The sequence below is a fragment of the Terriglobus sp. YAF25 genome (genome assembly GCF_052113305.1).
In the GTDB taxonomy this organism is placed as follows: domain Bacteria; phylum Acidobacteriota; class Terriglobia; order Terriglobales; family Acidobacteriaceae; genus Terriglobus.
This window is the reverse complement of sequence record NZ_JBFRCY010000159.1, coordinates 1-11981: the sequence shown is the minus strand read 5'-3', so window position 1 is coordinate 11981 and position 11981 is coordinate 1. Positions and strand designations below refer to the sequence as shown.

The window sequence follows — 11981 nt, the reverse complement described above, 5'->3', positions numbered from 1 at the left end:
TCTCCATCCACCTGCATGGCCGATGCTACAACCCCGCCCAACAGCGCTGCTGCCACGTTGTCAGGATGTCCCTCAATCCGCGTGACTTCCCGCAGCAGGCGAGCTTCGTTCCAGCCCAATCCACCAATCTGATTGGCCAGCAGCACCGCGGCCACAATCGCGGCAGCGGAGGAACCGCAGCCACGCCCCAGCGGAATATCGTTCCGAAGCGTCAGCTTAAGGCCCGGAACAGGGCGACCTGACGCCCGCAAAAGATCGCCAATTGTCTCGAGGATCAGGTTATGTTCGAGCCGTCCGCACAGTTGCGCATCCCGGCCGGAAGCGGCGACGGAGGTCTGTTCGGAGACCTCCGCATCGACTTCCAGATACATGGCCAGCGCCATACCGAGGGCGTCGAATCCCGGCCCGAGGTTGGCAGAACTTGCAGGGACTCTTACAGATACGGTCATAACTGAATGCTGCTCTCAAGCGCCTTGAGAACCGCGTCGGTCTGAGCTTCCAGCACGATCGGCGGCTTTCGCAACGAAGAAGCTTCCTGGTCCGAAAACAGAGTTCCACGATGAAAATCGATGGTGTASTCCGGATCCTTCAGGGTGTGGCCGGTCAGCAGCAGGACAACCCGCTCCTCGCGTCCAACGCGCCCGTCCCGGGTAAGCTTCTTCAGGCCCGCCAGGGTCACGGCGGAGGCCGGCTCACAACCGATGCCTTCAGCACCAATCTCGGCCTTGGCCTGGGCGATCTCCTGTTCGGAGACCTCTTCCACCCATCCGCCGGTAGCGCGGATAATCCGCACAGCCTTCTTCCAGCTTGCCGGATTGCCGATGCGAATTGCGGTTGCCCGGGTATCGGCAACAACAGGCTCAAGCTGTTCTCCGCCACTCGCCTGCATGGCCCGATAGAGCGGATTTGCACCGTGCGCCTGGATCACTGAGATCTTCGGAACACGGCTGATGAGGCCCAGGCGCTTCATCTCTTCGAATCCCTTGCCGAGCGCGGAGCTATTGGCCAGGTTGCCGCCGGGGACGATCACGTGCTCCGGCACCTGCCAGTCCATCTGCTCCACCATCTCGAGAGCGGGCGTCTTCTGCCCCTCGAGCCGATAGGGATTCACCGAATTGAGCATGTAGATTGGCAAACGCTTCACCAGGTCATTCAGGATCCGGACGCAGCCATCGAAATCGCTCTTGAGTTGGATGGTCAATGCGCCATAGTCCATGGACTGCGACAGCTTGCCCCAGGCGATTTTGCCCTCGGGAATAAACACGATGCTGGTAAGGCCGGCGCGCGCGGCATAGGCGGCCATGGCGGCTGAGGTATTTCCGGTAGAAGCGCACGCGACCACCTTGAAGCCTCGCTCGGCAGCGACCGACAGAGCGGCGGTCATGCCGGTGTCTTTAAAGCTGCCCGTTGGATTCATGCCCTGGTGCTTGGCCAGCAGCCAGTCCACGCCGGCAATCTTCCCGCAGCGAGGCAGCTCATACAACGGTGTATTGCCCTCACGCAGGGTCACGGCATGGGATGGATCGTCAAGAATCGGCAACAGGTCGCGGAAACGCCAGACACCGCTCTGATCGATCGGGAGGGTGGAAGAGCGGCGTTCCTGCCACAGCCAGCGGAGCGCACCCGCATTAGGAAGGTTAGCGCCATCGGACGACCACGGGTAAACCACTTCGTACAGCTCACCGCACTGGGCACAGCGAAAGTTGGAGGTCGCATCCGTACCGGCAATGCGCGCACCGCACCTCCAACTGTCGGCACTGGAATCATCCAATCTCAAGTCCCTTGCGATCGCCGACCCGGAGCACGCCCCATATGGCCGTGCTGCAGTGGAGGCCTTGAAAGCTCTCAAGCTCCAGGACAAGGTCAAGGATCACCYTGTGCGCGCTGAAAACGTAGGTCAAGCCGGCCAGTTTGCTTTCACCGGGAATGCCGAACTTGCCATCATCTCGAAGACGCTGGCAGTCTCCCCGAAGTTCAAACAGTCCGGGACGTTCGTGCTCTTCCCTTTTGCCAGCTATAACCCCATCACGCAGACAGCAGTCGTGCTGCGCAGCTCAGCCCAGCGCGATGCGGCTCACGCGTTTCTGAACTGGTTTCTCTCGAGCGAAGTTCAGCCGCACCTCCCTGACCTGGGACTCACGCCGGTGAAGTGAGTCCGTCACAAAAGCCCCGGTACACTGTCCTTCACCGATGGATCTCGACGCTCTGTGGCTGACATTCCGCCTGGCTCTCACCACGACCGCCATTCTGCTGTGCCTTGGACTCCCGCTGGCGGCATGGCTGTCCCACGGACAAAGCCGTTTGCGTCCGCTGGTGCAAGCGCTGGTTGCTCTGCCATTGGTACTGCCGCCGACTGTGCTGGGCTTTTACCTCCTCGTGCTGCTTGGCCCCACGACCGCAGTCGGACGCGTCATCACAACGACTCTCGGACATCCACTCGCCTTCTCTTTTACGGGGCTGCTGATAGGTTCCCTGCTGTACAGCCTTCCCTTCGCCGTACAACCCCTGGTCAGCGGCATGATGGCGATCGCGCCAGAGTTGCGGGAGGCTGCAGCGACGCTGGGCGCCCGGCCCTCGGTTGTCTTTGTACGGGTGACCATGCCGCTGATACGTCCATCGTTGCTGACCGCCGGGATTCTGACCTTCACCCATACCGTCGGCGAATTCGGAGTCGTGCTGATGCTGGGCGGCAATATCCCGGGCGCAACGCGGACCCTCTCCATCGCGCTCTACGATCAGGTTGCCGACTTCAACTTTGCTGCAGCCAATCGCACGGCTCTTCTTCTGCTGGTCTTCTCGTTTGTTTCGTTGTTGCTCGTCCACTGGCGAGCCGGACAAAGGAGCACTCGCCTTGTCTGAGCCATTGCTGCACGAACATATCACCGCGACGCTGGACTCCATCACGATTGACGTCACTGTGGTGCTGCGCTCGCCGTGGACGGTACTCTTCGGACCGTCAGGCTCCGGGAAGTCGACCATCCTTCGCAGCATCGCCGGGTTGCGCGGAGGTGCACCAGCCTGGAAACGCCATATCCCCCTCGCCTCACAGCAGGCTGCGCTGTTTCCACATATGACGGTCRAAGGGAATCTCGAATTTGGCCGCGAACTCCCGACGGGAGATTTCAAGCGGGAACAGGAGCTCCATGCCGAGCGGTTTCAGGATCTGGTTCGCCTGTTCCGTATTGGCGATCTTCTGGAGCGCTATCCGGCACAACTTTCCGGTGGCCAGGCACAACGCGTCAGCGTAGCCCGTGCGCTGATGCCCAGGTACTCGCGCCTGGTGCTGCTGGATGAACCGTTTACCGGGCTGGAGCAGACGTTGCGCGATGAGCTTCTGCTCACGCTCAAGCAATGGACGCGCGAGCACAGGCTTCCCATCCTCTCCGTCACGCATGATGTCACGGAAGCGCTTCTTCTGGAGGCGGAAGTGATCAAGCTTCATGAGGGACGCATCGCAGCTCAGGGACCGGCGCAGGAGGTGCTCGCCGAGGAACGCCTTCAGCTCTTGCGCAGCCTCGATGGGTCACGAACCTTTACTCTGTAGTCTGTCCGTGCGTATCCAGCAGAACATTCCGCTCGCACCCTACACCACGTTGAAGGTCGGTGGCGCGGCTCGTCTCTTCGTCGAGGCAGGCGGCGAAACCGAGATCTTTGATGCGCTGCGTTTCGCACGGGAAGAGCGTATTCCAGTCTTTGTCCTGGGAGGCGGTTCCAATCTGCTTGTACATGACAGCGGCTTCGATGGGCTGGTGATTCGCATTGCGCTGAAAGGGATCGCGCAGCAGGGCCACACGTTGATAGCGGCGGCGGGCGAAGAGTGGGATGCACTGGTGCAGCTTGCCGCTGAGCGGAACCTACAAGGCATTGAGTGCCTCGCAGGCATTCCCGGCACGGTGGGTGGGACGCCAGTCCAGAATGTGGGCGCCTATGGGCAGGAGGTCTCGCAGACCATCACCCAGGTTCGCGCTATCGATCGGGCAACACTCACACCGCTCGTGTTCACCAATGCAGAATGTGGCTTTGCCTACCGTCGTTCTCGCTTCAATCACGAGGACATCGACCGGTATATCGTCACGGCGGTGAGCTTCCGGCTGTTACCCGGCGGTGCTCCATCGTTGGCCTACGCCGATCTGCAGCGCGCGTTTCTGCCGAGTGAAACGCCCTCGCTGATGGAGGTTGCGACCAAGGTCCGGAAGATTCGCGCAACCAAGGGCATGGTTCTGATTCCCGGCGATGCGGATACCCAGTCCGCCGGGTCTTTCTTCAAGAATCCCGTCGTTCCGGCCGAGGTCTACGAGTCCATCGCCACCGGCCATGCCACCGTACCCCACTGGCCCGCACCCGGAGGTGTGAAGCTGTCGGCAGCATGGCTTCTGGAGGCCAGCGGTTTCCACAAAGGCTTTACTCTCGGCCAGGCTGGACTCTCCACCAGACATGCGTTAGCCCTCACCAACCGCGGCGGAGCGACGGCGGGGGAGATTCTGGCCCTGCGCGACCATCTGCGGGCCGGTGTGGAAACCCGTTTCGGCATTCGTCTGGAGCAGGAACCGGTCGAGCTCTAGACCATTTACAATGGAATCTGGAGGAAATCCGAATAATGTACCCAGAGATCATGGTCATCCCCATGCGCGAAGAGTTGACCCGCGCAGGCATCGCAGAGGCTCGCACCGCGACCGAAGTGGACACAGCCCTGGCCAAGCCTGGCACCACTATGGTGATTGTGAATTCGATCTGTGGCTGCGCTGCCGGTAAGATGCGCCCCGGCGTTCGCATGGCCCTGTCGAACCCCACTCTCCCGGACCAGTCCATTACTGTCTTCGCCGGTCAGGACCGTGAGGCCACCGAAAAGGCGCGCGGTTACTTTGGCGGACATCCGCCGACCTCGCCGTCGATCGCCATTCTGCGTGATGGACAGTTGGTATACCTGATGCAGCGCTCGGCGATCGAGACATCGACTGCTCCCGCTATCGCCCAGGAGCTGCAGCGGGCTTTCGACACCTACTGCGCCAAAACCACAGCGTAAGTTTAGAAAACTCTTTTGTTACAGACATGGCTCACTTTTCCATTGGATTGGCCGATGGAGAAAGTGAGCCATGTCTGTTATGGAATACATTCCCCAGCCCCGGTTCTTCGAGATGCTTGGCAGCAGTCCAGCAATGGAGCGGTTGAGATTACAGCTCGAGCGCATTGGGCCACACTTCCGCACCATTTTGTTGACAGGTGAAACCGGCGCCGGCAAAGAGCTTGCTGCGCGTACCCTGCATCAACTCAGCCCTGCCGCGAACGAGCCTTTTCTGGTCTACGACCCTGCTGCAACCATTGAAGAGTCGTTGGAATCAGCCGCTCGTGGAACGCTGTTCCTGGATGAAGTCGGCGACACCTCGTCCGCCGTTCAGGCGAAGCTGCTGCGCCTGATGCGCATGGTCGACACCCGCATTATCGCGGCTACGTATCGTAATCTGCGGCATCAGGCCGCCATCGGTGAGTTCCGCTCAGACCTGTATTACCGTCTCTCGACAGTCGAGATCGAGGTGCCACCGCTGCGGCAGCGCATGGAAGATCTGCCATTACTTGTGGAGCACATCCTCTCCCGCGCTGGAGATCGATATCACAAGCCGGCTATGGAGATCTCGAGTGAGGCCATGGAAATACTCCGCAGCTATTCGTGGCCTGGCAACATTCGCGAACTAGAGAGCGTGCTGAACAACGCCGCCATGCAACAGGAAGGAATTGTCATTCATACGATCTCGCTTCCAGAGCCGGAATCGCCGGTGAAAGCAGATTCGCTGCCCGTCCGTCTGGATGACCTGATCTCTCGCCACGTGCGTGGGGTGCTGGCACAGTGCGAAGGCAACAAGGTACGCACAGCAGAGCTGCTCGGCATCAGCCGCTCGACACTGTACCGCATGCTGGAGGCATAGCTACGGGCCGCGGTCATTCTGGGCCTGCGTTTGCTATTTCTTCACGAGCACCACCATCGGCACCATGTTCTCAACAGGGGCCGGTTCGTCTTGCGTGTGATCTGTGCTATAGTCAATAAAGTGTTCAGCGCTGGCCAGCACATCGGCGAGGGCTGAGAACAACCCATCGGACGCGTAGCTCAATTGGCAGAGCATTCGACTCTTAATCGACAGGTTGAAGGTTCGATTCCTTCCGCGTCCACCATCTGCCCCATTCAGTATTCATAACTTTCCAAACGATGAGTTCCAGAACCTCCAGCTCCTGCGCTGCAGGCGGAGAAATCTTCGGCGGCATGTATTTTCTCCTTTAATTTTTTGGGGGGCGCATGGTAGCGTGGAAGCCCTCCCCGGAAAGCTGAGGCGAGTTGACAACGTGAGCGAGGTAGCCCCAAAGCCGAGCGTCATCTACTTCATAGCTCTGGCCGTGGTCGTCGTCGGTTCGCTTCTAAATTGGTCGATCTTAGCCACTTCATTGACTGGCAGCCATGCAGGAACCCACGACTTCATTTCATATTGGGCGAGCGGCAGGCAGTTGCTGGAACATCGTAATCCCTATGATCCGCAAACCATCTTTTCCCTTGAAGTCGATGCTGGCTATCCGCGCAACTACCCCGTGATGATGATGCGGAATGCCCCGAACGCTTTATTTCTGACACTGCCAATCGGGCTCATGCCTTCTCGTGTCGCGTACGTTTGCTGGCTTCTATTCCTAATCGGCTGCCTGGTTACGTCGGTAGAGCTTCTCGTCGATGGGGATTCTTATACGAGATTCCTCGGCTACAGCTTCGTCCCGTGCCTACTCTGCCTGGTTATGGGACAGACGGGGATCTTTCCTTTGCTGGGCATTGCGATGTTCCTGCGCTTCAACGAGCAGCGGCCTTACTTAGCAGGTTCGTTCCTCGCTCTTTGTCTTATTAAGCCTCATCTGGCTGCCCCACTGATGGTCGCCATAGTGGCCTGGGCCATATATCGAAGACGGTATCGCGTCCTTTACGCGATGATCTTTGCGGTGGTCGTGTGCTCTGTCGTGCCGATCTATTTCGATCACGCGGTGTGGTCAGACTATGCTCGAATGATTCGAAGCAATGGCATCGAAAATGAGTTTATTCCAGCCCTCGGGTCAGCGCTCCGCACCGCGTTGAAGCTTAAAGCAGTATGGCCCCAACTGATACCGACTGCGCTTGCTTCGATTTGGTCGTTATGCCATTTCATCAGGCATCGCGAACATTGGTCTTGGGAGCAACGCATTCCCCTGCTCGTGCTGGTTTCGTTGGCTGTTGCACCCTACTCTTGGCTCACCGACCAATCCATCGCTTTCGTCGCCATTGCCCTCATGAAGCCAAAGCTCGATTCACTCCTGCTTGTGATCATGAGCCTGTCTTATATTGCTTTGCTATCAAGCCTCCACTCGCACATTAACATGTGGCTGAGCATGGCATGGCTAGGCTGGTACTTTGCGAGACAAATCTACCAACGTCAGGCGATGAACGTATCTGAGCCGCCGGCGAAGGATGCAGCTATCGCGATCGAGAACGTCTGACTCCCCGAATAGCTCAACAAATCCGTGACCGTGATCGTAAAAGTAAATGTTCCGGTTGCTTTAGAGCAATTCTCCTAATACTGTAGCGTTGGATAAATCTGCGAATGCCGTTTTCTTCGAAGGAAAACGGCGCAAACAGTCAAAGCTTCGCTCTACACCTTTAGGAGAAATGCTTTAGCTTCTCCGATTATGTGGCTATCCGCTTGCTGGATGGCAATCTACCTCTCTGCGAGGGAGAGGTATTTGCTTCTCACCAACACGACCCTCACCAGCACGACCAGCAGGAAGAAACACTCGCCCCAAAGCGCGTGGTTATGAAAACGTGGGGTGCAGTACGCCCCGAGAACAGCTCCTAAGAAGAACATCCCACAGATTTGAGCAAAAACCTTTGCCTGTTGCAGGTCATCCGCGGATCGGCCGGCGACGAGCCACGCAAGCCAGCTCCTCATCATCGTGTGCAGATTTCCCGTCGTAAATGTCGAGCTATAACTCTGCTTGTTAACCTGCCGGAACGTGGCCACCTGGAGCGAAGCGGCAAATGCGATTGCCATGGATATCCCGAGAGACGCGCCGTAGCTTGTAGAAAAGCTCAGACACATCAGGATTGCGATCTCTAACACCAGCACTGCAGCTTCCGGAAGACGAATGGCGGGGGCAATGTACTCATGCCGCATCAGCCTTGCTGCTGCAATACCAAGCAGAAACATCACCAGCACCAGGAAGTGACGACCGGCATCCTGCCAGGCGACGGTCACCAGATCAATCGCGAGCAGGATGACATTCCCTGTCATTGCATTCGCGAAGACATGGCCATGCCCGATGTAGGTAAATGCGTCGAGGTAGCCACCGGCAAACGCCAGCAGAGCGTGTGTCGATACTCCCAGTCTCGTATCGGTTTCGGTGGCAGGGCTCGTTGTCACCAATCGATCCTTCCCTCCCGCACTGATCATACTGCGGCAGGCCGGCAATAGAACGGCCGCGGAGCAAGCTTGCTGTTCTGCCGCCGCACAGTCTAGTTGGATGGAGGCAGAGATATATGTCGGTGTCCGAGATTAAGTCACTGTCTCAAATCGAGACAACTCAAACTTGAGTGGGTACAAAAGGGATGAAGATGGAACAGGTCGTTCCATGATGACTCACCAGGAGAACCAAGAACCTCCGCGTTCCCTTCAGTCTCAGTATCGAACGCGATCTTGGCGAGATGCAGCTTTGGGGAAAGCAAACGCACCGTCGCGTTCACAAGTTCCGCGGGTTTTATGGCAACAAACTTTGACGTGCTCCGCGACATCTGAAGGGTCTGCCGCGTGATCTCCACAACCCGTTCGAGCTGTTGCCCGGTCTCTTCAACATGGTGAGTCTGTTCCGGGCTTAACCCGCTGTCTTTCAGCAAAAACAACAACCCCATAGCGGCATTCAGCGGATTATTGATCTCATGCGCGATCGCGGCCGACAAGCGGCCGGCAACAGCTAGCTTCTCGGTTCTCAAAAGTGCTTGATCTGTCAGCCTTCGCCTGGTTACGTCTCCGCAGTATCCTGTGATTCCGCGCACCTCTCCGGCATCATCAAGCTGTGTGACTCCCTGACAAGCAATCCATCGGATAGTGCCGTCTGGAAGGACGACTCTGTATTCGGTATAGCAGGAATCTTTCCGCTGGACGGCAAGCTCGAGTTCCCGTTCGGCCTGCTCAACATCGTCAGGATGGACAATACGCCGCCAGAGTTCATTACCGGCCTGCAGCGATGGATCGATGCCATGTAGACGATAGAAACCAGTCGACCAGATCTCATGATTGGACTGGATATCCCATTCCCACACACCGGCATTCGCACCATCAAGCGCCATCTCGATGCGAACCTGATTCTCTCGGGCTAACTCGCTGGCGCGGGCGTGCTCCTGCGCAAGATAGCTTTCCGTCCGCGAGAGTGTCAGCTCATGTTCCAGCTTTACCGTCTTCGCTTCTTCACGCTCCCGCGCTGCAATACGTGTGAGGCTGCCCACGAAGATCGACCCAACGATAAAGACGCACTCCCGGAACAACCACCCACTCGAATCAGGAGTGAGATTGATGCGATGCGTCGCGAAGATAAAATACTCAATCCCGCATCCGGACACGACGGCGCAAGCTATCGCACCTGATAAACCAAGAACCCAGGCACTCAGAATCACTGCCGGATATGAGAGCAGGTAAGGCGACCGATGGTTGGGAGCCATTATCAGACTCAAGCCAAATGGGATGCACGCAACCAGAGCTCCGAGAGCCACTTCAGTCCAAAAAGACAACCGGAGGGGGAGGTTGCCAAGCGCGTTGAAGACCCTATGAAGCACCATCAATCCTGTCTATGGCTCTTGAGTATACCCCGCACTTGCTCGAAAAAAATGCCGACCGAATCATGCGATTCACTCTCAACTATGGAGGCGGCATCTTCGTTCCCGCGTGTGGACAAGAGCAACAGCACCTGGCGAAGAATGCACCCGGTCCTCTAGTGGGGTGAGTCTAAAGTTCGCAACATAAATCATGAACAGCTTTGCCATCCGAAAGCGTTGAAGAAGCAGCTCCTTCACTAATCACCCCAGCGAACAAGTTCACTGGGGACACCGAACGTTCAGGATGACAACATTCACGGCAAGGACTTCAGACTCAGGACACTAGAGCCTGTTGCCGTGTATCCCGGAMGGGCATGCAGCGGAGTCTTCATTGCGGAAAATGCCCATAGGATGTCGAAGCTCTGGACTACACCTACAGGAGACTCTACGGAATCACTCTCTCGTTGTTTGCCTTCGCTCGAAGCGTGCCACAACTGCAGCAGACCGCAGAACCATCGGAGGAGGAAGACTGCCATCTATGGCAGAGGCCGCAACCGGCTGCATTTGCGCCCACGACATTCAAGACCGCGGAATTGCAGGTGCCCTCCGATTTCGTTGCGCTTTGATAGGTGAGACTTGAAGAATCTGCCGAAGCAATTGATTGCCGACCACCTCATTGGCCAGCCAAGGAACGCTATACGGGACATCATGCATCTCGTGCGCCTCGATTCCCTGGCCGCGAGCCACGACATGAGTCTGCTGGAGCGGCGGATACTGGCCGCACTGATCGTGCTGCCCGAATCCACCGGCACGGTCTGTCTATTACCTGTCAGGCTGGCGATGGCTGCACGGCTTGTACTCGCTGGGCATCCTGTTGAGGCTGCTGCCCCTCTTAGGCAGGAAGCAGCAGTAAAAACATCGCAACAAGTAGACGAATACTCAGGTTCACTTGGGGATGCCTCCTCTAAGGGGTTCTTTGACTGAGACGCTAATCGCACCGGTGGGTTGTGGTATTTCTCAATTCCATCGTCCCGTACCTGGAAAAGGGCGACATCATCATTGACGGTGGTAATTCTCTGTTTACGGACTCGAACCGCCGCACCAAGGAGCTCGCCGACAAGGGCATTCTGTACATCGGCACCGGTGTTTCCGGCGGTGAGGAAGGTGCACGCTTCGGCCCATCGATCATGCCTGGCGGCAACCCTGAAGCATGGCCGGCAGTAAAGCCGATCTTCCAGGGCATCGCGGCGAAGGTCGAAGATGGAACTCCCTGCTGCGACTGGGTGGGCGAAGGCGGCGCAGGCCACTACGTAAAGATGGTCCATAACGGCATCGAGTACGGCGACATGCAGCTGATCTGCGAAGCCTACCAGTTGCTTAAGGATGGTCTGGGACTCACTGCGGATGAACTCCACGAAGTCTTTGCCGAGTGGAACAAGGGCGAGCTCGACAGCTTCCTGATCGAGATCTCCGCTGAGATCTTCGCCAAGAAAGACGATGACGGCCAGGCTCTGCTCGACAAGATTCTGGATACCGCCGGCCAGAAGGGCACGGGCAAGTGGACCGCGATCGACGCTCTGGACAACGGCATGCCGGTCACGCTCATCGGCGAAAGCGTCTTCGCACGCTGTCTCTCCGCGCTGAAGGAAGAGCGCGTCGCCGCATCGAAGGTGCTGCAGGGCCCTGCGAAGGCAGACAACAGCTCTGATAAGAAGGCCTTTATTGAGAACGTTCGCCGCGCACTCTTCTGCTCGAAGCTCATCAGCTATGCGCAGGGCTACATGCTGCTGCGTGAGGCTGCAAAGGTACAGGGCTGGAACCTGAACATGGGCGGCATCGCACTGATGTGGCGCGGTGGTTGCATCATCCGTTCGGTCTTCCTGGGCAACATCAAGGCCGCCTACGACAAGAATCCGAAGCTCGAGAACTTGCTTCTGGACGACTTCTTCTCGAAGATTCTGAACGAGTATCACGCGTCGTGGCGTAAGGCTCTGGTTCACGCTATCGAGAGCGGCGTTCCGACTCCGGCATTCTCCACGGCGTTGGCCTTCTACGATGGCTACCGGACCGAACGTCTGCCGGCAAACCTGCTGCAGGCCCAGCGTGACTTCTTCGGTGCGCATACCTATGAGCGGGTCGACAAGCCCCGTGGCGAGTTCTTCCACACCAACTGGAC

The 11981-nt window shown here is 57.7% G+C and carries 13 protein-coding genes and 1 tRNA gene; 10 read left to right on the top strand and 4 right to left on the bottom strand.

From position 1 onward, the window contains the following. A partial coding sequence (locus tag AB4043_RS08690) for a homoserine kinase (RefSeq protein ID WP_442306869.1) occupies positions 1–449 on the bottom strand: 449 nt, incomplete at its 3' end. Next, positions 446–1771: a threonine synthase gene (gene thrC, locus AB4043_RS08685; protein WP_442306868.1), complete on the bottom strand. Its 1326-nt coding sequence runs from the start codon at positions 1769–1771 to the stop codon at positions 446–448. The genes thrC and AB4043_RS08690, both read right to left, overlap by 4 nt. Here thrC and modA point away from each other — a divergent pair. From modA to AB4043_RS08645, 8 genes are all read left to right on the top strand, one after another. After that, positions 1728–2153 (top strand): molybdate ABC transporter substrate-binding protein, encoded by a 426-nt coding sequence (gene modA, locus AB4043_RS08680; protein ID WP_442306867.1) that lies wholly within the window; start codon positions 1728–1730, stop codon positions 2151–2153. The genes thrC and modA overlap by 44 nt on opposite strands. Before the next feature lie 37 nt (positions 2154–2190). Continuing rightward, the gene (gene modB, locus AB4043_RS08675; RefSeq protein WP_442301318.1) at positions 2191–2859 is read left to right on the top strand and encodes a molybdate ABC transporter permease subunit; all 669 of its coding nucleotides are present in this window, start codon (positions 2191–2193) and stop codon (positions 2857–2859) included. After that, complete coding sequence (locus AB4043_RS08670) at positions 2852–3544, top strand: ATP-binding cassette domain-containing protein (RefSeq protein ID WP_442306866.1); 693 nt, start codon at positions 2852–2854, stop codon at positions 3542–3544. The genes modB and AB4043_RS08670 overlap by 8 nt, the downstream gene beginning before the upstream one ends. Before the next feature lie 7 nt (positions 3545–3551). Then, positions 3552–4562 (top strand): UDP-N-acetylmuramate dehydrogenase, encoded by a 1011-nt coding sequence (locus tag AB4043_RS08665; protein ID WP_442301316.1) that lies wholly within the window; start codon positions 3552–3554, stop codon positions 4560–4562. A 35-nt stretch (positions 4563–4597) separates the two neighbouring features. Then, complete coding sequence (locus tag AB4043_RS08660) at positions 4598–5023, top strand: BrxA/BrxB family bacilliredoxin (RefSeq protein WP_442301315.1); 426 nt, start codon at positions 4598–4600, stop codon at positions 5021–5023. 70 nt (positions 5024–5093) lie between these two features. Further along, on the top strand, positions 5094–5921 hold the full coding sequence (locus AB4043_RS08655; RefSeq protein ID WP_442301314.1) for a sigma 54-interacting transcriptional regulator: 828 nt from the start codon (positions 5094–5096) through the stop codon (positions 5919–5921). Positions 5922–6089: 168 nt separating this feature from the next. Continuing rightward, positions 6090–6165 (top strand) — tRNA-Lys (locus AB4043_RS08650). Positions 6166–6333: 168 nt separating this feature from the next. Beyond that, entirely contained in the window at positions 6334–7500 is a 1167-nt protein-coding gene (locus AB4043_RS08645; RefSeq protein WP_442301313.1) for a glycosyltransferase family 87 protein, read from the top strand. A 218-nt stretch (positions 7501–7718) separates the two neighbouring features. Here AB4043_RS08645 and AB4043_RS08640 read toward each other — a convergent pair whose 3' ends face one another. Together AB4043_RS08640 and AB4043_RS08635 are read right to left on the bottom strand one after the other, a co-directional pair. Continuing rightward, positions 7719–8420, bottom strand: a complete 702-nt coding sequence (locus AB4043_RS08640) for a YoaK family protein (protein WP_442301312.1) — start codon at positions 8418–8420, stop codon at positions 7719–7721. A 137-nt stretch (positions 8421–8557) separates the two neighbouring features. After that, positions 8558–9829: a PAS domain-containing protein gene (locus tag AB4043_RS08635; protein ID WP_442306865.1), complete on the bottom strand. Its 1272-nt coding sequence runs from the start codon at positions 9827–9829 to the stop codon at positions 8558–8560. Between the two features lie 612 nt (positions 9830–10441). Here AB4043_RS08635 and AB4043_RS08630 point away from each other — a divergent pair. Both AB4043_RS08630 and gnd read left to right on the top strand, forming a co-directional pair. Beyond that, positions 10442–10789, top strand: coding sequence for a hypothetical protein (locus AB4043_RS08630; RefSeq protein ID WP_442301310.1), 348 nt, complete (start codon positions 10442–10444; stop codon positions 10787–10789). Between the two features lie 23 nt (positions 10790–10812). Beyond that, on the top strand, positions 10813–11981 hold a 1169-nt coding region (gene gnd, locus AB4043_RS08625; protein WP_442306864.1), incomplete at its 3' end, for a decarboxylating NADP(+)-dependent phosphogluconate dehydrogenase.